The organism is Bacteroides sp. Marseille-P8574 (assembly GCF_902825465.1).
GTDB classification, from domain to species: domain Bacteria; phylum Bacteroidota; class Bacteroidia; order Bacteroidales; family Bacteroidaceae; genus Bacteroides; species Bacteroides uniformis.
Window position 1 is genome coordinate 1511538 of record NZ_CADEBE010000002.1, and the last position, 26444, is coordinate 1537981.

At 46.0% G+C, this 26444-nt stretch carries 21 protein-coding genes and 5 pseudogenes; 9 read left to right on the forward strand and 17 right to left on the reverse strand.

Annotation, left to right across the window (positions count from 1 at the left end):
* Positions 1–53: 53 nt before the first annotated feature.
* The 6 genes and pseudogenes from HUX74_RS21110 to HUX74_RS19040 form a co-directional block, all read right to left on the reverse strand.
* The gene (locus HUX74_RS21110; RefSeq protein WP_371808752.1) at positions 54–167 is read right to left on the reverse strand and encodes a hypothetical protein; all 114 of its coding nucleotides are present in this window, start codon (positions 165–167) and stop codon (positions 54–56) included.
* A 16-nt stretch (positions 168–183) separates the two neighbouring features.
* Positions 184–414 (reverse strand): annotated as a pseudogene (locus HUX74_RS19020) (hypothetical protein); the annotation flags it as partial.
* Positions 415–639: 225 nt separating this feature from the next.
* Positions 640–1005, reverse strand: a pseudogene (locus tag HUX74_RS19025) (glycoside hydrolase family 97 C-terminal domain-containing protein); the annotation flags it as partial.
* Positions 1004–1297, reverse strand: a pseudogene (locus HUX74_RS19030) (glycoside hydrolase); the annotation flags it as partial. The pseudogenes HUX74_RS19030 and HUX74_RS19025, both read right to left, overlap by 2 nt.
* Before the next feature lie 110 nt (positions 1298–1407).
* Positions 1408–1593 (reverse strand): annotated as a pseudogene (locus tag HUX74_RS19035) (glycoside hydrolase family 88 protein); the annotation flags it as partial.
* Between the two features lie 66 nt (positions 1594–1659).
* A pseudogene (locus HUX74_RS19040) lies at positions 1660–2321 on the reverse strand (DUF2264 domain-containing protein); the annotation flags it as partial.
* A gap of 505 nt (positions 2322–2826) precedes the next feature.
* On the opposite strand from HUX74_RS19040, the gene hemW reads away from it, so the two are divergent.
* From hemW to HUX74_RS19070, 6 genes are all read left to right on the forward strand, one after another.
* Positions 2827–3957, forward strand: coding sequence for a radical SAM family heme chaperone HemW (hemW, locus tag HUX74_RS19045; RefSeq protein WP_117966726.1), 1131 nt, complete (start codon positions 2827–2829; stop codon positions 3955–3957).
* Between the two features lie 20 nt (positions 3958–3977).
* On the forward strand, positions 3978–4523 hold the full coding sequence (locus HUX74_RS19050; protein WP_009037909.1) for an RNA polymerase sigma-70 factor: 546 nt from the start codon (positions 3978–3980) through the stop codon (positions 4521–4523).
* Positions 4524–4763: 240 nt separating this feature from the next.
* On the forward strand, positions 4764–5282 hold the full coding sequence (locus tag HUX74_RS19055) for a DUF4974 domain-containing protein (protein ID WP_117600857.1): 519 nt from the start codon (positions 4764–4766) through the stop codon (positions 5280–5282).
* Between the two features lie 2 nt (positions 5283–5284).
* Positions 5285–8023, forward strand: a complete 2739-nt coding sequence (locus HUX74_RS19060; protein ID WP_254592895.1) for a TonB-dependent receptor domain-containing protein — start codon at positions 5285–5287, stop codon at positions 8021–8023.
* Positions 8024–8038: 15 nt separating this feature from the next.
* A complete protein-coding gene (locus tag HUX74_RS19065) occupies positions 8039–9181 on the forward strand; it encodes a DUF4249 domain-containing protein (protein WP_174647235.1) in 1143 nt (380 codons plus the stop codon).
* A 290-nt stretch (positions 9182–9471) separates the two neighbouring features.
* Positions 9472–9825 (forward strand): hypothetical protein, encoded by a 354-nt coding sequence (locus HUX74_RS19070; protein WP_057097580.1) that lies wholly within the window; start codon positions 9472–9474, stop codon positions 9823–9825.
* A gap of 138 nt (positions 9826–9963) precedes the next feature.
* On the opposite strand, the gene HUX74_RS19075 is transcribed toward HUX74_RS19070, so the two are convergent.
* From HUX74_RS19075 to HUX74_RS19085, 3 genes are all read right to left on the reverse strand, one after another.
* Positions 9964–10716: a LytTR family DNA-binding domain-containing protein gene (locus tag HUX74_RS19075; RefSeq protein ID WP_117600855.1), complete on the reverse strand. Its 753-nt coding sequence runs from the start codon at positions 10714–10716 to the stop codon at positions 9964–9966.
* Between the two features lie 132 nt (positions 10717–10848).
* Complete coding sequence (locus HUX74_RS19080; RefSeq protein WP_174647236.1) at positions 10849–12879, reverse strand: histidine kinase; 2031 nt, start codon at positions 12877–12879, stop codon at positions 10849–10851.
* Positions 12880–13114: 235 nt separating this feature from the next.
* On the reverse strand, positions 13115–14245 hold the full coding sequence (locus HUX74_RS19085) for a DUF2027 domain-containing protein (protein WP_174647237.1): 1131 nt from the start codon (positions 14243–14245) through the stop codon (positions 13115–13117).
* A gap of 127 nt (positions 14246–14372) precedes the next feature.
* On the opposite strand from HUX74_RS19085, the gene HUX74_RS19090 reads away from it, so the two are divergent.
* The gene (locus HUX74_RS19090) at positions 14373–15602 is read left to right on the forward strand and encodes an S-adenosylmethionine:tRNA ribosyltransferase-isomerase (RefSeq protein WP_117966711.1); all 1230 of its coding nucleotides are present in this window, start codon (positions 14373–14375) and stop codon (positions 15600–15602) included.
* Between the two features lie 5 nt (positions 15603–15607).
* Entirely contained in the window at positions 15608–16111 is a 504-nt protein-coding gene (locus HUX74_RS19095) for an NUDIX domain-containing protein (protein ID WP_174647238.1), read from the forward strand.
* A 77-nt stretch (positions 16112–16188) separates the two neighbouring features.
* Here the strand turns inward: HUX74_RS19095 and glmM are convergent, their stop codons facing one another.
* The 8 genes from glmM to HUX74_RS19135 all read right to left on the reverse strand — a co-directional run bounded on the left by glmM (position 16189) and on the right by HUX74_RS19135 (position 25892).
* Positions 16189–17577, reverse strand: a complete 1389-nt coding sequence (gene glmM, locus HUX74_RS19100; protein ID WP_117600852.1) for a phosphoglucosamine mutase — start codon at positions 17575–17577, stop codon at positions 16189–16191.
* A gap of 25 nt (positions 17578–17602) precedes the next feature.
* Positions 17603–18205, reverse strand: coding sequence for a DUF4827 domain-containing protein (locus HUX74_RS19105; RefSeq protein WP_117600851.1), 603 nt, complete (start codon positions 18203–18205; stop codon positions 17603–17605).
* 103 nt (positions 18206–18308) lie between these two features.
* The gene (locus HUX74_RS19110; RefSeq protein WP_174647239.1) at positions 18309–19346 is read right to left on the reverse strand and encodes a bifunctional oligoribonuclease/PAP phosphatase NrnA; all 1038 of its coding nucleotides are present in this window, start codon (positions 19344–19346) and stop codon (positions 18309–18311) included.
* 86 nt (positions 19347–19432) lie between these two features.
* The gene (locus HUX74_RS19115) at positions 19433–21469 is read right to left on the reverse strand and encodes a ComEC/Rec2 family competence protein (RefSeq protein WP_174647357.1); all 2037 of its coding nucleotides are present in this window, start codon (positions 21467–21469) and stop codon (positions 19433–19435) included.
* A gap of 58 nt (positions 21470–21527) precedes the next feature.
* Positions 21528–22178 (reverse strand): ribulose-phosphate 3-epimerase, encoded by a 651-nt coding sequence (gene rpe / locus HUX74_RS19120; RefSeq protein ID WP_005830060.1) that lies wholly within the window; start codon positions 22176–22178, stop codon positions 21528–21530.
* Between the two features lie 242 nt (positions 22179–22420).
* Positions 22421–23392, reverse strand: a complete 972-nt coding sequence (gene fmt / locus HUX74_RS19125; protein WP_117965240.1) for a methionyl-tRNA formyltransferase — start codon at positions 23390–23392, stop codon at positions 22421–22423.
* Positions 23393–23528: 136 nt separating this feature from the next.
* Complete coding sequence (locus tag HUX74_RS19130) at positions 23529–25319, reverse strand: chloride channel protein (RefSeq protein ID WP_117965238.1); 1791 nt, start codon at positions 25317–25319, stop codon at positions 23529–23531.
* 9 nt (positions 25320–25328) lie between these two features.
* A complete protein-coding gene (locus tag HUX74_RS19135; RefSeq protein WP_117965256.1) occupies positions 25329–25892 on the reverse strand; it encodes an L-threonylcarbamoyladenylate synthase in 564 nt (187 codons plus the stop codon).
* 80 nt (positions 25893–25972) lie between these two features.
* Between HUX74_RS19135 and HUX74_RS19140 the strand changes: the two genes are divergently transcribed.
* Positions 25973–26407: a thioesterase family protein gene (locus tag HUX74_RS19140; protein ID WP_117600845.1), complete on the forward strand. Its 435-nt coding sequence runs from the start codon at positions 25973–25975 to the stop codon at positions 26405–26407.
* Positions 26408–26444 lie beyond the last annotated feature (37 nt).

Here is a 26444-nt window from a genome sequence, read left to right on the forward strand (position 1 = left end):
ACAGAGTTTCTAATCTCTAATCCTTAATCCCTAATCCTTTATCCTTACTTTCCCTAATAGTCCTGGTTGTGAATCATCCAACCCGAGTCCACGTAATAGTGTTCGTCTACCATGGGCACACCCAGTTCCTCCTCCCCACACGGTGCGGCGCGCATCGCCATTGGCATACTCTATCAGATCCAGCCCCCAGGGACCGAAGTCGGAGTTGACAAAGGAGTTGCCGTCTGCCACACTGAACCATCGGTTGCCATCGGGACTCCAGGCTAGTTTCAAACCGCCACTGCCGTCGGCATGGGAGTAGGAAAAGAGGTAGACTGAATCGGGTTCATTCGCCACTCCGTTCATCACAGCCCACAAAGGAACGGTCAGTGTCAAGAACAGACACAAGGACAATAATTTCAAGAATCTATTCATGGTATTAAGTCGGTATTAATCATTTACATTTAGTTCGATAGTCACAATCAGCCGTATTCTGAATGCCATTCAGTCGTATAGTGAATAGGGTTCAGTCGTATAGTGAATGCCATTCAGTATACGGCTGAATTAGGCCAATTATAGACACTTGATAATCAAATATTTAAAAAATAAGTAATCCGTCATAATATATCATTACAAAACAAGGGTTGCTCCATGCCTTCTTTATTTCACGATTACCGCCCCTCCCTGCGGCCGAACCGTGAGTTGCAGAGAACCATCAGTCTTTATCTTCTGCAGCTTTAATTGAGGCTGCATCTTCTTGTTATCACTATACAGAGATACCTCTTGTCCTGCCAGCATAAGAAGGTCAAGTTTCAGTTTCAGAGGTTCCGTCGTTGCATTGACAGCGGCTATGTACCACGTGTTGCCATGACAACGGGCAAGAACAATATGTCTCCCTGGATAGCCGTCAATGAAACGGATCTCGTCCCAAGTAGTGGGCACTTGTTTCATAAAGTCGAGGCAGATTTGCGGAGCATCCGTCAGGTTATTGGGCGCCAAAGCAAAGTTCTGAATGGGGTTTTGTATAGAAAGTCTTGCCATCCTCGCAACGGAAGATATGCGGGTCGCGGACTCCCCCGGTGGAGCTGATGACTTTCGAATCGATTACCGGTTCATTATCATTTAATGCCCAGTAGGTATAACCGTCCATGCTTACAGCATAGCGGACAGCTTCTTCATCGCCACTATTCCCAGTGAAATAAGCTACATAATCTTTTTGGGGAAAGGATTTTTGCCAGGAATATCCCGGAAGTGCAAACAACGACAATAGCATTGCCGCCAAAAGCATCCGGAAAGTGTTTTTCATCCGTACAATCATAATCTTTTTATATTAAACCTTTTAACGGGTGTAAAATTAACACTATATACATTATAATACAAAGAAAGTGTATATGTTGTGTAACATATACACTTATTTACTCTCTCAAATCAGTCGGCATTCAAAAAACGCACCATCTCACAAGCTGCCAGCAGAAATACCCCTACCCCAAAGTTAGCAGTAGAGTGGGCATCAACCACTTGTCCGTGAATGGCTTTCTCGCCAATCGGCTGTACATACCCTATGCGACCATCGGGCTGCAAGGCTACAGTAGTCAGATAATTCCACGCCTTTTTCTAGGTCCATGCCTGCGGAGCATCTGTCCAGAACGGATGGTCAGCGGACAAGCCCAGGGGCAAGGCACCTACATACCACTCTTCCACCTTGCGCAGAGCGGAGACAATACGGTAAGCCTCACTCTTAGCCCCAGCCTTGCGCAGGAAGCATTCTACCGTAGACGAGAACAGCAGCCAGTTGGTATAAGGAGGGTTCACACGGCGCAACCGGGTGAACTCTTCAATGTAACGCCGTTTAGTCAAACTATCCAGAGGCACCCACAAAGCATCGTATCCTCGCAGGAAGCTTTCAGCAATATAAGCGGCATCGACCAGCAGCTGCCCCTCTTTCCACCAAAGCAGGTAATCCTGGCTTTCAGGGTCTACCGCCTGCGCATAACTTTTCAATGCCCACTCGCGAAGTTGCCTGCGCTGTTTGCCTTCGGCAGTGTCATCGTCCGGCAAAGAGAACCAGGGCGCCAACCCCGCCATCAAACGGCCGAAGCATTCCATATAGGTCACCCGTTTGTCGCGTCCATCCCAAGTGGGGCTAAGCTCCACCTGCATATTTTCCTAGAGCTTCCCTTCACTCATATTGCTCAGTCCGGAGCAGCCATTTGATACAACACCCCGACCCAAAGTTCGCGGTCTGTCACTTCCTTCTCTTTTTTCTTCTTGGCAGCCATTTCCTGAACGGGCAGCAATAAAACTGCCACCAGCAGCAGCCATAAGTAGTTACTTTTTCTCATGATATTATTTAAGTTTGTTTTTCAATACTGCAAATTACCCCATCCCCGGTAATTTCGGGGGCACTATTGTTTCAAAAAGGGGTAAATATCGGTCATTAGTGCCCCAGAAACTCAGAAATCACAAGAAAAAAGCCCAAGATTAAATCATTCCACGACGGAAATGACTAAAGTATTTACCGTTATATTTGTTTCTGCATGAACTGCACCAGTACAAAGGCAATACAATAAGCTATAATCTGTTCAAACCAAAAGTCAAGTCCTTCAAACATATTACCCATTATTTTAATAGACACCTATTCCTTTTTCTGATAACAAAGAAAAGGAATTTATTCGGAATAATGAATTTCCATACGACTCAAAAAATGTTCTATTTTTCCGGATTACAGACAAAACTGAGAATACACACCAAGACACTGACTCCTTCCATATTACATTAAATGTCCCGAAAACCGATATATTCTCCTGCCAAAAGACTATTTTTGCAATAAATATCCATAAGCATACCATGGCAGGCATCTATATTCATATACCTTTTTGCAAGACACGCTGTATCTATTGCGATTTCTATTCCACCACTCGCAGCGAATTGAAGCTGCAGTACATCCATGCCTTGTGCACTGAACTGAAAACCCGCAAGGGTTATCTGAAGGAAGAACCGATAGAGACCATCTACTTTGGCGGAGGAACTCCCTCACAGCTCGCCCACGAAGATTTCGAGCAGATATTCCGGACTATCAAAGAGGTGTATGGAACAGAACATGCCGAAGAAATTACCCTCGAGGCCAATCCCGACGACCTGACGGAAGAATATGTGTCCATGCTGCGTACCCTCCCCTTCAACCGCATAAGCATGGGAATACAGACATTCGACGACCCCACCCTGAAACTGTTGAACCGCCGGCATAATGCCACGCAAGCCATCGCAGCCGTACACCGCCTCCGCCAAGCCGGCTTCCGGAATATCAGCATCGACCTTATCTATGGACTGCCGGATGAAACAGACCAACGGTGGGAATGCGACCTGCAACAAGCCGTCGGCCTTGATGTGGAGCATATCTCCGCTTATCATCTGACTTACGAAAAAGGTACCCGCATCTACGAAATGCTGCAAAGCCACCGCATCAGCGAAGTAGATGAAGAGAGTAGCCTGCGCTTCTTCTCGGCGCTCATGGACACCCTGGGAGCCGCGGGGTATGAGCATTATGAAATATCCAACTTCTGCAAGCCCGGCATGTACTCACGCCACAACACCGCTTACTGGAAAGGCATTCCGTATTTGGGCTGCGGCCCTTCCGCCCACTCCTTCAATGCGGAGACAAGGGAATGGAACACAGCTTCTCTGGAAAGATACATAAAGTCCATTGAAGAGGGACAGCGTTCCTCCGAAACAGAAATCCTGGATAAAGTGACCCGTTACAATGAATACATCATGACTTCCCTGCGTACCATGTGGGGAGCCTCCCTGACATATACGGAAGAAGCCTTCGGCACGGAATTATGCCAATATTGCATGAAAATAGCGGCTCCATACCTCCAAAGCCACAAACTGGAGATGCAGGCAGACCGCCTGCGCCTGACCCGGGAAGGCATCTTTGTTTCGGACGGCATAATAAGCGACCTGATGTTCATTGATTAACAGCAAAACCGGGAGACTGCATGACCGAACAAGAAGTCAGACGCTACTTGCGCCAAATGAAGGAAGAAGACTCGGAACGGGCTTTTCACAGTTTCTACAATCTGTGCTACGACCGTTTGTTCCGTATTGCCTGCTATTTCGTGAAGTACGAAGAGTGGGCGCAAGAAATTGTGCTCGACGTCTTCATGAAGCTTTGGGAACAACGCGCCCGGTTGCCGGAAGTGAACAACATAGAGGATTACTGCTTTATCCTTACCAAAAACGCCTCCCTCAATTACCTGGAAAAAGAGAACCGGCACCCTACACTTTCGTCCGAACAGCTTCCCGAACTTTCAGACCAAGCCGATTCCCCCGAAGACACTCTTATCAGCGAAGAACTGTTTGCCCGATATGTCAAGGCGCTCGACCGCCTGCCGGAGCGTTGCCGTGAAGTATTCATCCGCCTGCGCGAAGAGAAACAAAGCTATGCACAAGTGGCGGAGGAGCTGAACATCAGCACTAAGACAGTAGACGCGCAACTGCAAAAAGCACTCACAAGACTCAAGGAAGCATTGCTGACGGAGTGAACTCTGCTTTATCTTCCTCGCAAGAAGCCGCGTATGTATGTATGAGATGCACATCTCATGCAGACTTTCCCTATTGATTGAAACAGAGAAGCAAGGAAGTCACACGTAAGCTGGACGGACTTTCACGGACAAAGAGCTTTAGATTAACATTATTTCAGGATATAGGCATAGGGAATTCCTGAAAAGCAGCTGTCTTTACATGCAGGAAAGGAGTCATAGGCTCTTAATAAATTGCCAAAAATGAAAGTGAATAACGAGAATTTCGACAAGGTACTGAACAAACTGGTTGCTTCTACCCGTTCCCCACGAGGACGCTTTACGGCAGAAAACAGCTGGAAGCTGCTGGAAAGCCGTTTGTTAAAGCGCCGCAGCATGAAGCGGTTCTGGATGCGTACAGCCAGTGCCGCAGCCGTAGTCCTGCTCTGTGTAACGAGCTGGGCAGCCTATCAGTTCTTATACGTAGCACCGCAACGGGAAGCCATTCCCACAGAAGCCGTACATACTACCGAGGAAACCCAAGTAATCCATAGCGTACTGACATTCGATCAGCAACCCTTGCAGGAAATCGTTCGTCAACTTTCCGAAACGTTCCGTACCGATATACGTATCGAAGGAGACAGCCTGAAGAACTATCACATGACAGCTACCTTCCGCGAAGGGGAGAGTCTTACAGAAATCCTCGACCTACTGAAGGAAGCCGGTAACTTTACCTATAAAAAAGAAAACAACACCATTATCCTTACTACTAAACTTAACTGACAATGACCAGCTCTACTATCTGTTCGCACCACCGCATCAGAACCGTACTTCTGATGTGTGTGGTTCTTTTAAGCTCCTCACTCCATGCACCAGCACAAAACAAGGAAACACGTATAAACCTGAATATCCGTAACGCAACTTTAGAGAGTTTCGTGAAGCAACTGGAAAATGCAACCGGATTCTCCTTCATCTATGGGGAAGAAGTAAAGCTCACGCACCGCATCACACTGGAGATGAAACAAAAGAACATCAGTGAGATATTGCAACGTGCCTTTGAAAACGAACCCATCACGTTCGAAATATCCGGAAAGCACATTCTACTCCATAAGCGGCCCGTGCCGCAGAAACCCGTTAGCCGTAAGTTCACCATCAGCGGATACGTGACCGACGGAGCGTCTTCCGAGACGCTGATTGGTGCCAATATCCTTGAGAGTCGTCGTTCCACAGGTACTGCCACCAATCCTTTCGGTTTCTATTCCCTCACCTTGCCGGAAGGGGAAACGGAACTGGTTTTCTCCTACCTGGGCTACGAAAGCCGGCATAGCCGGTTCGAGCTGACGAAAGACACCTTGCTCAACGTCAGATTGGACAGTAATAACCAGCTGGCAGAGGTCGTAGTGCTCTCGGACAAGCGGGAGGCCGGCATAGAAAGCACAGCCATGGGAGCGCATGAGATACCGATGACACAAATCAGGCATACCCCGTCCATATTGGGAGAAGCCGACCTGCTGAAGACCATTCAGCTGATGCCGGGTGTGCAAGCCGGCATGGAAGGTTTTGCTGGCATGTATGTGCGAGGGGGAGGTCCCGACCAAAACCTGGTTATGCTGGACGGAATTCCAGTTTACAACGCAGACCACCTGTTGGGAGTATTCTCCATCTTTACGCCCGAAGCGGTAAAGAACACCACACTCTTCAAAAGTTCTTTTCCTGCCCGCTACGGCGGGCGTCTTTCGTCTATAGTAGATGTACGGACCAACGACGGAGACATGCATAAATACCACGGCGCATTCAGCATAGGCCTGTTGACGGACAAACTGCATATCGAAGGCCCTATCTGGAAAGAACGGACCTCCTTCAGTTTCAGCGCACGAGCCATCCCCACCCTATTCTTCAAAAATCTCATTGTAGACAAAGACGACACCTATTCCGACAAATACAACTACTATTTTTACGACGTCAATGCAAAGGTCAACCATAAATTCAGCGACCGTAGCCGCATCTTCCTCAGTTTCTACAAGGGGAAGGACCACTATCATTATGACAGTTACTACCACGGTGACAATTACGACAACAGCATTAAGAATTATTCCAAGGACAACAGCCATCTGAATTGGGGAAACACCATCGCCTACGGCCGCTGGAACTATGTATTCAACAGCAAGCTGTTTTGCAACACCACCGTCTCATACAACAAATATGAGATGGGGCTGGACGGAAACATAGAAGATACCTATACTGTCGCCAATAAAGTACAAGACAGATACTATTACTCCTCCAAGTTCAACTCCGGTATCCGTGACTGGAGTGCGCGTATGGACTTTGACTACACCCCCATGCCGCAGCACCACATCAAGTTCGGTGCAGAGTACATCCACCATACGTTCCGTCCGGGAATAGCTACCTCGAAAATACAAGATATAGATAATGGCGCCCTCCAGGAAGATACGGTTTACAATACCAGCAACAGCCATGCCATGCGCGGACAAGAAATCTCCCTTTACGCCGAAGACAATTTCAATGTAAACGCCAGGCTCAGTCTGAATGCAGGTGTACGCACATCGCTGTTCCACACACAAGGGAAAAGCTACTATTCGTTGCAGCCCCGCCTTTCCGCCCGCTATGACCTCGGACAAGGATATTCTGCCAAAGCATCCTATACGTGCATGGCACAGTATGTGCATCTGCTGTCCTCTACTCCGCTGTCTATGCCTACCGACCTCTGGGTACCCATTACCAAAGACATCAGTCCGATGTATGCCAACCAGTTCTCCATAGGAGGCTACTATTCCGGACTGCCGGGTTGGGAGTTCTCCGTCGAGGGATATTATAAACAGATGAAACACATACTTGAATATCAAGACGGTGTATCCTTCTTCGGCACCTCTACCAACTGGGAGGAAAAAGTAGAAATGGGCGAAGGCCGCTCCTTCGGTCTGGAACTGATGGCACAGAAAACATTGGGTAAGACTACCGGCTGGCTCGCATATACCCTATCCAAGACCGATCACCGTTTTAAGAACGGTACCATCAACCAAGGCCGATGGTTCCCCTACAAATATGACCGCCGCCACAGCATCAGCCTCAATCTCAGCCATAAGTTCAGTGACCGCATTGATGCAGGAGCTTCCTGGATATTCAATACCGGTGGATGTATCACTATCCCCGAAAAGGCAACAATCATCATCAAACCCGATGGCTCTATTGAGGAAACCGGCTACATCTCCCGGCGTAACAATTACCGCCTTCCCGCCAGCCATCGTTTGAATCTCGGCGTCAACTTCAACAAGAAGACCAAACATGGTATTCGTACCTGGAATATCAGTATCTACAATGCATACAATGCCATGAATCCGAATATCGTTTACAGCAAATACCAAAATAGATACAACGTATACTACGATGATTTCTACGAAAGTATTTATCATGGAAATACCGGACAGAAGAAAGCTCAAACTGTCATCAAGAAAATAACAATACTGCCTTGTATTCCTTCTGTTACCTATACTTATAGATTTTAAAAACAAATTCGGCATATGAAAACAAAAATGAAATTACACCTTATTATATATATAACTATTGTAAGCTTCCTAACAGCCTGCGAAAACGAAATTCCTTACAATCCCGGACAACAAGATCCGCAAATCATCATGAACGCCTTGCTCGAAACCGGACAAGCTGAGAATGATGTCTATCTCCACTTAGGCGAGGGCTATAGCATTGAACATTTGAACGAAGCAACTCTTTCCCTCTACATCAATGGCAAAATAGCAGAAACTCCGAAAGCGGTTTCCCCGGAAGAAATTTATGGGCATCTGGAAGGAGAACTTGATAAGGACGTTTATGAATCATTACTGAAAAGTATACGTTTCAAGAAATATCGTCTGACCAGCACACTGCATCCCGGTGACAACATACGTCTGGAAGCCACTGCCGAAAACGGAAAATACCATGCCAGTGCCGAAGTCACCGTGCCACAACCGATAGAGAGCCTGCACGTGGATACTTGCCTGGCCTACCTGCGCGAGTACAGCGGGAAAACCCTTTACCGCCAATACAAAATTACATTGCAAGACCGCCCCAACGAGAAGAACTACTACCGGCTGGACATTTGGAACGACCGTAGTTACTATTGCAAATGGAAAGAATATCTGGAGGATGAAAACGGCAGCCTCATCAAAGTGGAAGACGAGGACGGCTCTTGGCATTGGGCCTCCATACCTAGAGACACTACCATCCTTGCTCCCCGGCAGAACGAAATCATCAACCGGGAAGATGTTATACTGACTGACGGCCACCCCAGCAACTATGATGATGAAGAAAATGAATTGTTTCCCACCATAAATAACAAATACAACATATTCAATGATAACACTTTCCGTAACTCTTATGCCACATTGAAAGTATACACCCCTCTCTACCAAGATTATTATCCGATAGAGGGACACTACTACGACCATATATCCCGCAAACAAACCATCACCATACGGTTGCTTAGCATCACTGAAGCCGAATACCGCTATCTAAAAGCCTTAAACTGCCTGGATGATGGGGATTACGACGATGCTTTAATGGAACCTATCAGTCTGCCTTGCAACGTCATAGGCGGATTAGGCTTTGTGGGAGTCTGCTCTGAAAGCAGAGTAATCATAGAATTACCCGAAACTATTTGGCAATAACATTTTGACTAATAAAAATCCTTTTATCCACTACTACAAATATAAATTCAGTTAGTCCACATTACATTCGTATTACAAAAAGCATCTAAACAAAGCATTTTCACACTATAAAATTGATTTAAGTCAAGAAATGAAGGTATAGACTACACTTTTTCCCTTATTCATTTTTGTGTTATAAAACATATACCTACATTTGCATAGGTAAAAGAAAAAGCTAAGCGCTTAGAGAGTTTTCAATAGGTATTAGATTGAAATTAGTTTTTAGGAATAACAATTAAAAAGTAGGTATTATGAAACGTTTAGGATTAACATTAGTGGCAGCAGTCTGCCTGACTGCTACAACATTTGCAGCAGAAAACCAGCCTACAACTGCAAAATGGGAAGGTAACATCAACATAACAAAGTTGAGTAAGTATTTGAATCTGGATTCCAACCAGCATGAAGAAGTGGCAAACATCTGCGAATATTTTACAGAACAGATGGAACGCGCTACAAATTCCAAGAAGAATCAGGAGAAGTTACTCCGTAATGCAGTTTATGGTAATCTGAAGTTGATGAAAAAGACTCTGAATGAAAAGCAGTATGCCGATTATGCCAGAGTATTAAATGTCACACTGCAGAACAAAGGTATCGAAGTGAAATAAGCTTCGCTTCTGATGAATACGAAAATTGTATTTGATAAATAAAAAGGCATTGGACTTTAAAGGTTCAATGCCTTTTCTTTACGTCAACGCCACCAAAGTCTGCGGCGTCAACTCCCTAACCAAATAATTCTTATCACTTTACAAGCAGAATCTGTCTTGCAGTTCTTTCTTATACTTTCTGGAAACCAGCAGTTCCGTCACTTTGTCAAATGGTGGATAAAGCATACATTTGCTATCCTTTATAATCATCAGATAATCAATATTGATAATATACGATTGATGTATCTGCACGAAACTGGATGAATATTGAGTAATCTGCTCAGCAGTCATTCCGCGACGCAGCACCAATGGCGGCTGGTTGTTTAGTATCACCTCCCACTGCTTACGCTCGGAGCAATAGCGAAAAAAACCGATTTCAGCCGGACGCAATGCACGCATATCATTGGTTGGCGTAAATACGATAAATGTCTGTCCGGCATGCAACGGCGCACCAATGGGATATGACATTCTCTGCCCAGCTTCTGCCTGCTCTACAAAACGTGCAAGAATATCCCGAAACTCCTGCTCTTCAAAAGGTTTCAACAGATAGTCGAACGCAGCCTCCCGGATAGCCTGAACCATATACTTATCATAAGCCGTATAGAAAACAATCCGCATGTTCCATGAAACACTGCCACGTATTTCCTGCAGTAGTTCCATTCCTGTCATATCCGGCATTTCCACATCCAAGAACAACAAATCCGGCTGTACCTTGGCAATGAGTTTTTTCCCTTGCTTGCCATTACGGGCAGTTCCCTTCAAAGAAAAGCGTGCATCCTTTCCCAATTCAAAACTCAGATTCTCAAGAGCCACCTCATCGTCGTCAACTATTGCAACCTTATATTTATCCATGTTTCTTTTATGTTTTTCTTTTCGCGAATATATACATAATCCTGCTCCCATACAAAGCAACAAGAAGCCATTTACGGACTATTTATCCGTAAATATGCCTATCCTTGCAAAAAACGAGATTAAACGGTTCTTTTAAATCCTGTAATCGTAGTTGTCTGGCAACCAGAAAGTCACCTCACATCCCATCTCACCACTCTGTAGAGAGACATTGTGCACTGAAACATCAATGGCCTCCTTATTCTTATTGTTGAGAATCTGAATGGTCTGCATAATGACTTTCATTCCCGTCCCCGTGCCCCGGTTCCGACTGTCTGGACGATAACCGCCACCATTATCCGTTATCTTTATACAGATACCGTTTCCCCGGCGACAGACCGAAACCCAAAGATTACGTTCACCTTCCTTCTCGCGCAACGCATGCTTCACTGCATTTTCAACCGGAATTTGAATCATCATAGACGGAATCCTTATTTGCTCCGGCTGCACATCCTTTTCTATCTTCAGTTCCGAATGAAAATCCGGACCTAAAGAACGGCGTTCCAGATTAATATATGTTTTCACAAAATCCAGCTCCTCTGCCAAGGTTACACACAGTTGTTCCGCCAATTCCAGATTGCGACGCATCAGTTTTACCAGCGACGAAAGCTCTTGCTTTTCTTCTACATTCCGCTCCGCCATCTCCCAGTTCAGCACATTGAAGATGAAATGAGGGGACAAGCGGTTACGGATATTCTCCAGACGAAGTGTAGAGACTGTGCGATGATTCCGTGCAAGCAACAAAGCACGTTTCTTTTTGCTGTACAGATAAAGAAAAACCGCCGTCAATATAGATACAACAGCTACAGCAAACACGACAAACTGTGTCTGCCTCAGCACCAGCACCTCGTTTTTCTGCTCCTGAAGCAAAACCCGATGTGCCATCAAGGTAGAATCCTGCTGATAACGCAAAGTCAAGTCTGCCGTACGCATCCGGACACGCTCATTCCTGATAGAATCATCAAGCAGGTTGTTCCTCTGCAGATAGTGATAAGCCCTCTTGTAGTTGCCGGTTTCCTCGTAAAACTGCTGAAGGTATTTATTACGGATATGTACCATATCAGGGTCGATGCCCGGAGAAACTACACTCTCGGACAATAAACGGCGTGCTTCTTGAAAGTCTTTCTGAAGCAGGGCTAATTCTATTTTCTGCGTATCGATATAATATAGTGCAGTACTCACCCCCATTTCCTCAAAAAAAGGTTGGCATTCATTTATATATTTAACAGCCAAATCAACCATATTCAGTTGAAGATAACAGTCTCCTAAATTCAACCTCCCCAGATTAAGTTCAAAACTCATATCATCATATCCTTCGACTAAATCAATAACCTTTTGGAAATATTTTATCGCTGTCTGGTAATCCTCCCTATAATAGTAAGAAGTCCCTCTATTATTCAAATAAATATATTTTTCATAAGGCAGCATACTGTCATAGCTTTCCCCTGCCAGATTATAATAGTAATCACACTGTTCGAAATCACGCATGGTAACATATACTTGTGCCAAACCATAATAAATGGGAGGTTTCTTGGTAGAAGCTATATGCAAAGAGTCACACATCAACAAAGCTCTCCTATACCAAGCTGCCCCTATATCCAATTTTCCTAAACGGTTATTCGCATCAGCAAGATTCATCAAAATATCTGGCACCACTTCAATCCTAGTCCCTCTCATCCGTAATTCATAAGCCTTCCGGAAGCAAATTTCGGCAGAATCCATATTCCCAATACGTGCAAAGATATTTCCCTTCATATTGAAACATTCGGATTCCAAATCTGCCATTTGAGAGGAACTATGCTGCCTTTCTATAAAGGCATGTATCTGTTGGATTACGATTTGCGCCGAATCAAGTTGCGAAGTAATCAAATATGTTTTCAGTGTCATTGCCAAATAATTATACTTGACCAAGCTGTCCTTTGCCTCTTCCATCTTTTGAAGAGCCTTCAACCTTACCTTGCGGGGCACAATGGCCACAGAATCTCCATTTATACGGGAAAAATCCTCAAAAGCTCTCATCTCTGTGTATACGTCCTCTTTATCTCCGGGCGCACAAGCCCCTAGAAACACAAGCCCTAATATCCAATAAATGTAAAATCGAATTCGCTTATCCACCCTCTCTCCCATGTTTCCCGTAATTAGATTATTTATTCAATACATCTGCAAACTTAAAATATTTTTGCGAAATGCCGTCAAGTATAAGGCGTATTTCTCAGCCATAAAAGAGCATACGTTACCGCTTTATTAAAACGAAACAAAAAATCACATCATAGTACAATATTTAGCTATATAAGCCATCAAAAATAATGAATAGGGCATTCCAACGTTTGAACTGCCCTATTCACTATTCAAATACTTGATTTTATTTAATCGTCACCATCGTCGCCCCAAATCCATACTCCTGGAACGAAGCATCCTGGTGGCAGCAATTGGAATATTTACGTTTCAACTCATCCAATAGCGCTTTACGAAGTACACCATCCCCCTTGCCATGAATAAAGACGATGCGTTGTTCGCGCTTTTTCTTGTATTGTTCCATCACTTCACGAAACTTGTCCAGCTGGTAATTCAATATTTCACTGTTGCTCATGCCGCAGGTGTCATCCAGCAACTCGCCGATATGCAGGTCAATCTCGACAATCCCATTCTTGCCCCCACGCTTGATGACCGTCTGCGGTTTGGATGGAGTATCTGCCGTTTTTTTCTGTATCAAAGCCTCCTTCAGTTCCTCTGCCGAAACATACACCTGCTTGGCAGGCTGGTCATTCCGGACAATATCATACACCAAGGCCGGTGTTTCAAAGAAAACCGTCTGCTGGAATGTATGCAGTTTATAGAACTTTACCATATCTATGCGGACTTCCACACTGACAGCCGGTTTCATTGTGAACGCACGGTTATCTTTGAATGCCACCAGCTGTACCATCACACGTTCACGGTCGTTCAACTCGGACTTTTCGAACTCCTCCAGCAGAAGTTTCGTATTCGGCTCTATCAAACCATGCGAACGGACTGTCCAGGACTTTCCTTCAGCACTCGAATAGGTATAATACATATAATAATTACTGTCGTTCACCAAATATGCCTCGAAAGGTGTAGTGCTGACAGCCTTGATATCCTCCGGAACAAAAGCCAGAAAAACATTCAGGATATCTCCGCCTTTCATCTCGGGCTGACGATAAACAGATATCTGCGGTTTCTCCAAACGGACCGTTTGAGGCTCTGAAACCTGAGACTCCATAGCAGACGGCCTTGCCGCAGTAGCAGTCGTACGCAATTGTTGCTCTTCTTCCCGCTTCTTCTTGGCAGCCGCTTTGGCTGCCGGAGTGGGGATATTATAATCATCGGTCTCTATCACCACACATTCGTTTATGGGCATCGGTATGTCAAAACCGTCGGCATCTTCCACCAACACGATGTTTTTCCCTTGAAATCCTGTCACAACACCACCCCCAACTTCGCTGAGGAAACGAACTTTATCTCCTATCTTCATAGTAACGTATCTTTTAGTTTGTCTTTTCCTACTTTCTTCCTGCAAAGTTAGGAATTATTTCCCTTATTCTTCAAATCTTCCCAAATATCCGTACCTTTGCAGCCGATATAATAAAGAGAAAGCCATCATGAAAGAAGACCCCAGACATATCAGAATCAGCGAATTCAACTACCCATTGCCGGACGAACGCATTGCAAAGTTCCCATTGTCCGTACGTGACCAGTCCAAACTGTTATTGTATCGCCACGGAGAAGTTTCAGAAGACAGATTCACTTCACTGCCGGAGTATCTGCCATCGGGAAGCCTGATGATATTCAACAATACCAAAGTCATCCAAGCACGCCTGCATTTCCGGAAAGAAACGGGAGCACTGATTGAAGTATTCTGCCTAGAACCTATACAGCCGAACGACTATGCCCTCAACTTCCAGCAAACCGAGCATACCGCTTGGCTCTGCATGGTCGGCAACCTGAAAAAATGGAAAGAAGGCATGCTGAGACGTGAGATGACCGTGAAAGGCAAACCACTCACCCTGACCGCCGAACGGGGCGAATGCCACGGAACCAGCCATTGGGTAAACTTCCGCTGGAATAATCCGGAAGTGACTTTTGCCGACATTCTCGAGGTCTTCGGTGAATTGCCCATCCCTCCCTACTTGAACCGGGAAACCCAGGAAAGTGACAAGGAGACTTACCAGACTGTCTATTCCAAAATCAAAGGTTCGGTGGCTGCCCCTACAGCGGGACTGCATTTCACCCCACGCGTATTGGACGCATTGCGCAATAAAGGAGTAGAATTGGAAGAACTGACACTCCATGTGGGAGCCGGAACCTTCAAACCGGTGAAAAGTGAAGAAATAGAAGGGCATGAAATGCATACGGAATACATCTCCGTCTCGCGCAACACATTGGAAAAACTCATAGCGCACGACGGCAAGGCAGTGGCCGTAGGGACAACTTCGGTGCGCACATTGGAAAGCCTTTATCACATCGGAGCCACCTTACTGAATAATCCCGAAGCCACGGAGGAAGACTTGCACGTCCACCAATGGCAACCTTATGAAATGTCTGCCAAGGCTGCCACCACCCCTGCAGTAGAAGCCCTGCAAGCCATTGTCGCCTATCTTGACAAGCATAGTATGGAGACTCTGCATACCAGCACTCAAATCATCATCGCCCCGGGATATGAATACAAAATCGTGAAGGCTATGGTGACTAATTTCCACCAACCGCAAAGCACCTTGCTGCTGCTCGTATCAGCTTTCGTACACGGCGACTGGCAGAAGATTTATAACTATGCACTGGCACATGATTTCCGCTTTCTGAGCTATGGAGATTCATCATTATTAATACCCTAAACACAATGAACCACGATAACAATCAAGAGATGTTCCCCCTTGTCGACGAACAAGACAACATCATAGGTGCCGCCACCCGTGGCGAATGCCATAACGGTGGCAAACTGCTGCATCCGGTAATCCATCTTCATGTATTCAATTCCAAAGGTGAGCTGTATCTGCAGAAACGTCCCGAATGGAAAGACATACAACCGGGGAAGTGGGACACCTCCGTAGGCGGACACGTCGATTTAGGTGAAAGTGTAGAGATGGCGCTGAAACGCGAGGTACGCGAAGAACTCGGCATTACCGACTTTGTTCCCGAAACCGTCTTGCATTATGTCTTCGAGTCTGCCCGCGAAAAGGAACTGGTCTTCGTACACAAAACGGTCTACGACGGTGAAATACACCCCAGTGACGAGCTGGACGGAGGACGTTTCTGGAACATTGATGAAATCAAAAAAAGCATAGGAAAGGAAGTCTTTACTCCAAACTTTGAAGAAGAGATAGAGAAAGTCATCGAATTGTAGCAGCAATAAATACTCCCTAAAAAAAGTCCCACTCTCCAAAAGAAAAGTGGGACATATAACAGTCATTACAATCAGTCTTATTTTGCCAGGTCTTCAATCACCTTCATAATCTGCTGACCGATTTCCTCGGCAGCTTCTGGTGTACCGGCCTCACTATAAACGCGGATAATCGGTTCCGTATTGCTTTTACGCAGATGAACCCATTTGTCGGGGAAGTCAATCTTCACACCGTCTATATCATTGATTTCTTCATTCTTATACAGCTCCTTCACCTTGGCAAGAATAGCATCTACATCTGTTTCAGGAGTCAAGTCTACACGATTCTTTGCCATGAAGTATGCAGGATAGGATGCACGGAGTTCGCTCACCTTCTTGCCTTCGTGTGCCAGATGGCTCAAGAACAAGGCAATACCTACCAAGGCATCACGTCCATAGTGGCTGGCCGGATAAATTACCCCACCGTTTCCTTCGCCACCGATAACGGCACCTACCTCCTTCATTTTGGTAGTTACATTCACTTCACCTACGGCGGAAGCGTAATATCCTTGCCCATACTTGCGAGTTACATCGCGCAAGGCACGGGTCGAACTCAAATTGGATACCGTATTGCCCGGAGTATGTTTCAATACGTAGTCGGCAACAGTAACCAGTGTATATTCTTCACCGTACATCTTGCCGTCTTCGCAAATCATTGCCAGGCGGTCTACATCAGGGTCTACAACAAATGCAACATCTGCCTTCCCTCCTTTCATCAGGTTCATGATGTCACCCAAGTTCTTTTCCAGAGGCTCGGGATTATGCTGGAAGTTACCGGTCGGTTCGCAATAGAGCTTCTCTACGTGCTGAACACCAAGTTGTTCAAGTAGTTGCGGCAGAATAATACCACCTACAGAGTTTACACAATCGATGGCTACACGGAAGTTTGCCTTTCGGATAGCTTCCACGTCTACAAGGTCAAGCGCCAATACGCTGTCGATATGTTTCTGGTTGTAGCTTAAATCCTGACGGTACGAGCCGAGTTGGTCCACTTCGGCATAATCGAATTCTTCGGCAGCTGCAATGCGGAGTACTTCCTGACCTTCGGCAGCGTTCAGAAATTCGCCCTTTTCATTCAACAGTTTCAACGCATTCCACTGCTTGGGATTGTGTGAGGCAGTCAGGATAATACCTCCACTGGCACCTTCCATGGTTACAGCCAGCTCGGTAGTCGGAGTAGAAGCCAAATCAATGTCCACTACATCCCAGCCCATACCCATCAAGGTACCGACTACTACGTTCTTGACCATCTCGCCAGAGATGCGGGCATCACGCCCTACCACGATTTTGTTACTTTTTACAGTACACGTCTTACGAATCAGGGTAGCATAAGCTGAAGTGAACTTCACAATGTCGAGCGGATTCAATCCCTCGCCGGCACCACCGCCAATGGTTCCGCGGATTCCAGAAATAGATTTGATTAGAGTCATAGGTTAATGATTTAAAATTTATAGGTTAGTTCCAAATTTGGAATTTATGTATATCGTAATAATAAGGATACACTTGTTGCATGGCAGTCTGTTGCCCCATCTTAGATGGTACAATCAGTTTCACATGCGCCCCATCACGTACATAATTCAAAGCGACCAACCAACCGGCAGGCACGGACGATCCATAATATGCAAGCATATATCCTTGTGTAAAAAGTCCGGCTATAGATGAAGAAGTAACCGTATATCTGAATTCATCCACAACTGTCGGATTATTCAAATTAGATGAAGTCACCGCCTTTTCTATCAATCCATATTCTTCATAACGCACCAAAACCAAATCATTCGGTTTAACTGTATCTGCAGGATTCGTCGAACCTTTATCCACAATCTGCATATACACCCCGCTTGCCAGCTGCACATACTCATTCCTGCTTACATCCGTTGTCGAATCTTGCGCATAGAATTCACTTTGAGAAATAACGACAATACTACTGTCTTTGATAAACGCTTTGATGGCATCTTTTTCTTCCTCAAGCATTTCGGCATAAGTTTTAGAATTATCGCATGCCTGGAAGGCTAAACAAACTGCAAGTAAGGCAAAAAAGAATAAAGTAAGTTTCTTCATTTCTGTTATTTAGTAATTTCGTACAAAAGTATCTGATTTCCTTGAAAGTTGAAAGCTGCAGATAGAAAGTTCGTAACTTTTAACCTTTACAACTGAACTTTTTTTATCCTTTGGCATTCAGCAGCGATTTGTATTTCTCCAAAGCCTGCTCAAAGACCTTGCGGGCCTCATCCATCGTTCCATAAAATTCACCGCCGGAAGCATTCAAATGACCACCGCCGCCAAAGAACTCGGCAGCCAGCTGATTGCAAGGGAACGTACCGACCGAACGTAAAGAAATCTTTATCATCGGCTTCTCCGTATCTTCACGCAGGAAACAAGAGAAAATCACCCCTTTGATGCTCAAAGGAATGTTCACAAACCCTTCACTATCTCCACGCACATAGTCAAATTGGCTTTGTTCGGCTTTAGTCAAGGAAATTAAGGCTGCATGATAGTCCGGATAGACCTTCATTTGTGACAAGACATATCCCATCAGGCGCAGACGGCTTTCTGAATAAGTATTGAACACTCTGCGGTAAATCTCGTCCTTATCAATACCTTTCGACAACAGTTCGCTGATGATGAAATAGATTTCCCGATTATTGGAATTATAGGTGAACCCGCCGGTATCGGTCATCATGCCCGTATAGATACATTCCGCACCTTCCCTTGAAATGTCACTGAAATAGCCCATACGGCAAATCAGGCGGAAAACCAGTTCCGAAGTGGAGGATATCTCCGGATGGGAAATGATAATCTTGCAGAAATCCTCCGGATGGAGATGATGGTCTATCAGTATTTTTCTTGCCGGGGATGCAAGAACAGCGTCACCCATGGCATCTATACGATGGATAGCATTAAAGTCCAGACAACAAATGACATCCGCCTCGGCAATCAGCTTGTCAGCGAACTCCTTGTAGCGGTCGTACAGAAGGACGTCCTTGCTCCCGGGCATCCATTTCAAGAAGTCGGGGAAAGCGTTCGGCACAATAACATTCGCCGTCTTTCCCTGCGAGCTGAAGAAGTGCCACAAGCCCAGAGAAGAGCCGATGGCGTCCCCGTCGGGACCCACATGCGAAACGATTACTATCTTGTCTGCACGGTCAAACCATTTGGTGAAATGGTCTATCTTGGATTGTTCTATTACTTTGGTCAACATATATTTATTTACTATTTGACGATTGACTATTTACTATTTGGCGTTTATAACAAATTGAAGGGGCAAAAGTACAAAAAGTTTGTGATTTATAACAATATGCGGTAAGAACCTTTTTGAGAAAGAAGAAGATAGGGAATACCTAAGCGAACGCAATTATTGGCAATCTTATTCTGATAATAGTCTGAAAGAGAAGCGTCAAGTACCACCATCCCTATGGAAAAGAGCGAAGTAAGTTCCTCTATCCCACCTTGATACCCCTTGGAGATATACAAATAATCAACTGAGAGGGGACGGGAAGAGTTCTTGTTTCTCCAACGGTTGTCGGAAAGAAGACAGATGCACTTACCGGCATAAGAGACAATCTGGTTGCGCATGGATAAGCCGGGAGTTATATAATCTCCGGTAACCAGTCGGGGAGTCTCCAGATGCAGGCGGTTCCAATGCGGAGAAAGGGCACGGCACAAACGCGGCATATCCGGCAAGCTATCGGTACATGCCAACCAAGAATGACGGTTGTCTGCCATACAATGGACAACGGGACAACCTCTCACGCTATAAAAAGCAATCCCCTGCCGGGGAGCATTGGACATGATGGAAAGGGAATGCCAGGAAACCACTGCCAACAATGCCAGCAACGCAAAGCAGACTCTACGTACCGTAAGGCGTAGAAAGCCATAATATGCCATCCCCAAGAACAGATAGACGAGCAGAACGCCCCATATATCCAACCAAATATTATCGACAGCAGCGCCGGGAAGATGCTCTATCCAGCGAAGCACTTCATTCTGGACATGTACCAATGCCTCTACTACCCTTGCAAACAGATGTTGTACAAAAGGCAGCGGCGTAAGCATCAACAGAAAGACCGCCGAATACAGAACGAGTGACACCATGGGAATTACCCAAAGATTAGTCAACAGAAAATGAGTGGAAAAACGGGAGAAATAGACAATGACCAAAGGGGCCGTACCCAGCTGAGCTGCCACAGACACTGTCATAAGTCCCCACAAATATCGCAGGAAACAATTGTCAACCTTCCAAAGGGCATACAACTTAGGCTGTACAAGTACAATAGCTGTAACCGCCGAGAATGACAACTGAAAACCGACATCAAACAACCAGGCCGGCTTGCACAGCAGCATCAGGAAAGCAGTTGCCGCCAGCGTATTCAGAGTCAGCGGCTTTTCCGGCTTCAAACCGGCAAACGCCAACAAAGAGAACATGACAACCGACCGCACCACCGAGGAGGACAATCCCGTGAAAAAAGCAAAACTCACCAAGAAAAGGACCAGAAGCAAAAGCAACAAAGGTTTCAACCGCCGCCATCGCCTCCACAAAGGACGAAGCACAAACAAGAGCAAAGCATACAGAAAACCTATGTGCAACCCCGAAAGTGCCAGTACATGGCTGGCTCCCGAAACGGAGTAGGTCTCCACAATATCATCACTCAGTTCCTCTTTATCCCCCACCGTCAACGCAGAAAGCACTGCCAATTCATCAGCTTCAAAGCCCAAACTCCGGTATAAGCCAACCACTTTCGCCCTATAATCCAGTGCCACCTGGCTGACAGTGCGAGAGGCATTATGCCCCGTCTTCCGCCAATGTCCGTCAGCCACGTAGGCCGTGCCGCTATAGCCTTTCCGCCTCAGGTAGCGAGCATAGTCAAACTCGTCGGGATTATCATTGTTTGCCGGAGGAACAAGCCGGGTAGATACCAGCAACTCATCACCACGGCACAAAGTGACCGTAGCAGAATCTTTCGGGAAATAAGCCAGAAAAAGATGATTCCGGGGGCAACCCGTAACTGCATCCTGCTCTACCTCTCCCAGCAGGACAACCCTGCACAATATGCTGCGCTCCCTCTCTTCGGGATGCTCGCGGATACAAACCCTATAAACAGCAGGTTTGCCCGAAAAGGGAAATGCCGTCTTTCCCTGCTGCCAACTCATCAAGCAGAACCCCGTACCACCCAAGAAAAGGTATACCGCCGCTCCATACACCCATCCGGTATGCTTGTATCTACCTATAATAAAAAGAAAAAGCAGAAAACCTGCCACATACTCCCATGCAGAAAGCACGTGTGGAAACGCATCTCCACACAAAATACCAACTACCAACGGCATCAACAGTCGAAGGAAAGGATGCCGTTGCCAGCTGTCGATTATCAATCCAGAAGACGGATTACAGATTCCTTAATGCACGGATGGCCTCCTTCGGATCGGGAGCCGAGAAAACGGCATTGCCTGCCACCAGTACATCTGCTCCAGCTTCTACCAGACGCGAACCGGTTTCCAAGTTTACGCCACCGTCCACTTCTATCAAGGCCTGCGAACCGGTAACCGTAATCAATTCACGCAACTCGCGCACTTTATCAAGAGAATGCTCTATGAACTTTTGTCCGCCGAAGCCAGGATTTACGCTCATGATCAGCACCATGTATACATCATTAATAATATCCTTCAACAAGGACACGGGAGTTGCCGGATTAATCGTTACTGCCGGCTGCATCCCTGCTTCGCGAATTTGCTGCACCACGCGGTGCAGATGCGGACAAGCCTCATAATGCACATTCATGACATGGGCTCCCAGAGCCTTCACCTCCGGAATAAACTTCTCCGGCTGTACAATCATCAGATGCACATCCAAAGGTTTCTGCGACAGTTTTGCCACATACTTCAGTACCGGGAATCCGAAAGAAATATTGGGGACAAACACACCGTCCATGATGTCGATATGTACCCACTCCGCCTCACTTTCGTTAATCATTTCAATGTCCCGTGCCAGATAACCGAAATCGGCAGAGAGAATAGAAGGGGATATGATTGGTTTCATAATGCTGTATTCTAAAGTTTACGAACTTTGTGATGTACAAATATAGATAAAAGATTTAAGTCGGCCTAACATTGGAAGTCAAAACTCTCACTGCAAACTTACTGCATACCTTTTGCAGCGTCACTGCAAACGTGTTACAGTGCTACTGCAAAGCAGTTGCAGTCACACTGCATATTAGTTGCAGTGACGCTGCAAAACAAATGCAGTAGTTTTGCAGTAGGAAGTTGATGAATGACAATCAGTTATTTCATCACACATTCTTCCGTCAACCGGAAGCCGCGCAGCAGTTCATCCGTCTTCAGTCTCTTCTTGCCTGGAAGCTGGAGGGAGCGGATGCCGACAAAGCCATCTTCGGCAGCAACGCGGATATAGTTTTTCCCGTCTGTCTGCAAGGTTCCGGGAGCCAGTTGATGGGATTCCCCTATCTTCTCCGTCTCGAAGATTTTTACTACAATAGATTCTCCACTGGGCTGGACCAACTCCGTCCAAGCGGCAGGATAGGGAGAAAGGCCGCGTACAAAATCGTAAATACGCTTCACCGGACGGTTCCAGTCAATACGACAAGTATCTTTGAAGATTTTCGGTGCCGGACGCAGTTCACCCACTACGGCCATTTCTTCTTGAGGAATACTTTTCACCGTACCGGCAAGAATGGCATCAACAGTCTCTACCACCAGGCGACCGCCCAACAGCATCAGTTTGTCATGAACGATACCCACGTCGTCCGTATCGGCAATGGGTACCCGTACCTGCTGAATAACCTCACCGGTATCAATCTCATGTTTCAGGAAGAAAGTGGTGATGCCCGTTTCCGTATCACCATTAATCACCGCCCAGTTGATGGGAGCTGCGCCGCGATACTGCGGAAGCAGGGAAGCATGCAGGTTGAAGGTGCCCAATCGCGGCATGTTCCATACCACCTCCGGCAACATGCGGAAAGCAACGACTATCTGCAAATCGGCCTTCCATGCACGCAACGCCTCCACAAAAACCTCATCCTTCAACTTCTCCGGCTGAAGAAGCGGAAGATTATGTTCCAGTGCATACTGTTTCACCGGAGAGAATTGGAGCTTATGCCCCCGTCCGGCAGGCTTGTCCGGCATCGTAATGACACCCACCACATTGTAACCTCCTTCTACCAGACAACGAAGAGCCTCCACCGCAAAATCGGGAGTACCCATATATACAATCCTCAAATTCTTCTTTTCCACCATTTCATTTACAATTTACTCCATTTACTATTTACCATGTACAATTTGCGAGGCTACTCATGTACTATTTACCATGTACAATGTACACAGCACTCCGAATGGCAAATTGTACATTGTAAATGGTAAATTGTACATGTCCTCAGTCCTCTGAAAAATGTACCAACACTTCACGATACGAGTTGAATATCTTCGACTTGGACACGAATCCCAAGTATTTGTTTTCCGCATCCACCACCGGCAGATTCCACGCCTTCGTATCATCAAAGGTACGCATCACCTGCTCCATACTGTCCGTATCATACAGACGTGCCGGAGCCGAAGTCATCAGTTTTCCCACTGTAAAGCGATGATATAACTCCTGACGGAACATAATGTTCCGGATATCGTCCAACAAAACAATGCCAATCAGTACTCCTTCCTTATCGGCCACGGGAAAGACATTACGATGCGAAGCAGAAATGGCCTTTACCAGTTCACCCAAATCCATTTCGGGATGCACGGTCACAAAATCCTTTTCCACCACATTCTCCATCTTCATCAGGGTAAGGATGGCCTTGTCCTTATGGTGCGTCAGCAACTCTCCTTTCTTTGCCAAACGCATGGAGTAAATACTGTGAGGTTCGAACATGATAATGGTAAGATAAGAGCTGACGGAAACAATCATCAGCGGCAGGAACAAGTCGTATCCTCCCGTAAGTTCGGCAATGAGAAACACGCCGGTCAGCGGAGCATGCATGACCCCACTCATAACCCCCGCCATTCCCAGTAAGGCAAAATTCTTTTCGGGCAGATAAGCCGTCATCTCTATTTCATTGCTGAAATGTGAAAAGACAAAACCGGCAATACACCCCAAATACAATGAAGGTGCGAAGATACCGCCGCAACCGCCACCGCCATTCGTGGCACTCGAGGCAAAAACCTTGAACAGAATAATCAGTATGAGGTATATCAGCAACAGATTGCCGTGCCCGTAGAAGAAGGAATTATTCATCACCGTGTCCCATTCGGCATTACTCACTCCATTCAGCAATAATTCTATCGTATCGTAACCTTCGCCATACAACGGTGGGAAAAGGAATATCAGGATACTCAGCATGGCACCGCCCATTATCAGCTTCTTATAGGGAGTTCTCAACCTTCCGAACACGCCTTCCACAGAGTTCATGGCGCGGGTGAAATAAAGGGAAACCAATCCACAGAAGACGCCCAACATAATGACATACGGAATACGCTCCAATTCGAAAGCTTGGTCCAAATGGAATTTGAACATGGCGTCCGTACCCGTCACGATATAGGAAACAGTTGCAGCCGTCACCGCGGATATCAGCAACGGCAACAAGGAAGACATTGTCAAATCTATCATCAGTACCTCCAGCGTAAATACCAAACCGGCAATTGGTGCCTTGAAAATGCCTGCAACCGCACCAGCAGCACCACATCCCACCAACAGCATCAGCGTACGATGCTCCATCTTGAATATATTTCCCAGATTAGAACCGATAGCCGAACCCGTCAACACAATAGGCGCCTCCGCCCCGACCGAACCACCGAAACCGATGGTAATGGAACTGGCTATGATGGACGACCAAGTGTTATGTCGTTTGATACGTCCCTGTCGCCGCGAGATGGCATACAAGATTTTCGTAACACCATGACTGATGTCGTCCTTCACCACGTAACGGACAAACAGTCCGGTCAAGAAGATACCCACTACCGGATAAACCAGATAAAGATAGTTGGCCTCCGTCGCATTGAAATTGTCCGTCAGGAAGTTCTGTATCCAGTGTATGATGCCTTTCAGTATCAGTGCGGCGAACGCCGTAAAAATACCCACAAGAAAACTGAGAATCAGTATGAATTGCTTCTCCTTGATATTCTTTTCGCGCCAAATGATGAAGCGCTGCAACAAACTCCTCTTATCCTCTGCCATTTTTTCCTTTTATTCGCGAATAATCTTGATGACTCCGCCCTTGCCCAACTTAATGATGCTGGACGGTTTCGGGCGTCCCGTTTCCTCTTGGCGGTATCCTACTATATAATCTACCGCAGACTTGATGTCTTCACTTATTTCACTGAAGTTGCCGGGAGACGGTTGCCCGCTGACATTGGCAGAAGTAGAGACTATCGCCTTACGGAACTGCTGGCAAAGCCGCTTTGAAAATGCCTCACTGGTGACGCGGATACCCACACTACCATCTTCGGCAAGCAAATTAGGAGCCAGATTACGCGCTCCGGAATAAATTATGGTAAGAGGCTTGTCAGCCAGTTCTATCAAATCCCAGGCAACCTCTGGAACATCCTGCACATAGAAATCCACCTTTACCGGGGAATCTACCAATACCAGCATCGCCTTACTGTCAGAGCGTCGCTTGATTTCATATACACGGCGCACCGCTTCTTCATTGGTAGCGTCACAACCTATGCCCCAAATCGTATCTGTCGGATACAAAATTACCCCGCCTTCGCTCATCACCTGGCAGGCTTTTTTAATGTCTTCTATCATTTCTTGATATATAAGTTCACGGATTAACATGCAAAAATAGTATTTTTGCAGCGATTATAAATAAAGTTTAAGAGAAAACAATGGAAGAAATTCAATTTAACCACACCCTGCCCATACAACTACGCTTCAATGACGTCGACAAATTCGGCCATGTAAACAACACTGTTTACTTTTCTTTTTATGATTTAGGAAAAACGGAATATTTCGCTTCCGTATGCCCGGATGTAGATTGGGAAAAGGATGGCATCGTTGTCGTCCATATTGAAGCAAATTTCCTTGCGCAGATTTATGGTTCGGACCATATTGCCGTGCAAACTGCCGTTACTGAAATAGGAACCAAGAGTTTCCATCTGGCACAGCGTGTCATCGATACGGAAACCCAAGAAGTAAAATGCGTTTGTACTTCCGTCATGGTAGCCTTCGACCTCGCCAAACACGAATCCAAACCACTGGAAGAAGAGTGGATTGAAGCAATCTGCAAATATGAGGGAAAAGATTTGAAGAAAAAGAAATAAAATCCTATATTTGTCAATTAAGCTAACATTTGTATAA

Bases quoted from the DNA above. Each gene is read 5' to 3' on its own strand.
- HUX74_RS19075 (WP_117600855.1), bottom strand. From the start codon at position 10,716: ATGGATAAATATAAGGTTGCAATAGTTGACGACGATGAGGTGGCTCTT.
- hemW (WP_117966726.1), top strand. From the start codon at position 2,827: ATGGCAGGCATCTATATTCATATACCTTTTTGCAAGACACGCTGTATC.
- HUX74_RS19070 (WP_057097580.1), top strand. From the start codon at position 9,472: ATGAAACGTTTAGGATTAACATTAGTGGCAGCAGTCTGCCTGACTGCT.
- fmt (WP_117965240.1), bottom strand. From the start codon at position 23,392: ATGGTGGAAAAGAAGAATTTGAGGATTGTATATATGGGTACTCCCGAT.
- rpe (WP_005830060.1), bottom strand. From the start codon at position 22,178: ATGAAACCAATCATATCCCCTTCTATTCTCTCTGCCGATTTCGGTTAT.
- HUX74_RS19105 (WP_117600851.1), bottom strand. From the start codon at position 18,205: ATGAAGAAACTTACTTTATTCTTTTTTGCCTTACTTGCAGTTTGTTTA.
- HUX74_RS19065 (WP_174647235.1), top strand. From the start codon at position 8,039: ATGAAAACAAAAATGAAATTACACCTTATTATATATATAACTATTGTA.
- HUX74_RS19050 (WP_009037909.1), top strand. From the start codon at position 3,978: ATGACCGAACAAGAAGTCAGACGCTACTTGCGCCAAATGAAGGAAGAA.
- HUX74_RS19095 (WP_174647238.1), top strand. From the start codon at position 15,608: ATGAACCACGATAACAATCAAGAGATGTTCCCCCTTGTCGACGAACAA.
- glmM (WP_117600852.1), bottom strand. From the start codon at position 17,577: ATGACTCTAATCAAATCTATTTCTGGAATCCGCGGAACCATTGGCGGT.
- HUX74_RS21110 (WP_371808752.1), bottom strand. From the start codon at position 167: ATGCCAATGGCGATGCGCGCCGCACCGTGTGGGGAGGAGGAACTGGGT.
- HUX74_RS19055 (WP_117600857.1), top strand. From the start codon at position 4,764: ATGAAAGTGAATAACGAGAATTTCGACAAGGTACTGAACAAACTGGTT.
- HUX74_RS19085 (WP_174647237.1), bottom strand. From the start codon at position 14,245: ATGAAGATAGGAGATAAAGTTCGTTTCCTCAGCGAAGTTGGGGGTGGT.
- HUX74_RS19060 (WP_254592895.1), top strand. From the start codon at position 5,285: ATGACCAGCTCTACTATCTGTTCGCACCACCGCATCAGAACCGTACTT.
- HUX74_RS19080 (WP_174647236.1), bottom strand. From the start codon at position 12,879: ATGGGAGAGAGGGTGGATAAGCGAATTCGATTTTACATTTATTGGATA.
- HUX74_RS19130 (WP_117965238.1), bottom strand. From the start codon at position 25,319: ATGGCAGAGGATAAGAGGAGTTTGTTGCAGCGCTTCATCATTTGGCGC.
- HUX74_RS19090 (WP_117966711.1), top strand. From the start codon at position 14,373: ATGAAAGAAGACCCCAGACATATCAGAATCAGCGAATTCAACTACCCA.
- HUX74_RS19140 (WP_117600845.1), top strand. From the start codon at position 25,973: ATGGAAGAAATTCAATTTAACCACACCCTGCCCATACAACTACGCTTC.
- HUX74_RS19110 (WP_174647239.1), bottom strand. From the start codon at position 19,346: ATGTTGACCAAAGTAATAGAACAATCCAAGATAGACCATTTCACCAAA.
- HUX74_RS19135 (WP_117965256.1), bottom strand. From the start codon at position 25,892: ATGATAGAAGACATTAAAAAAGCCTGCCAGGTGATGAGCGAAGGCGGG.
- HUX74_RS19115 (WP_174647357.1), bottom strand. From the start codon at position 21,469: ATGCCGTTGGTAGTTGGTATTTTGTGTGGAGATGCGTTTCCACACGTG.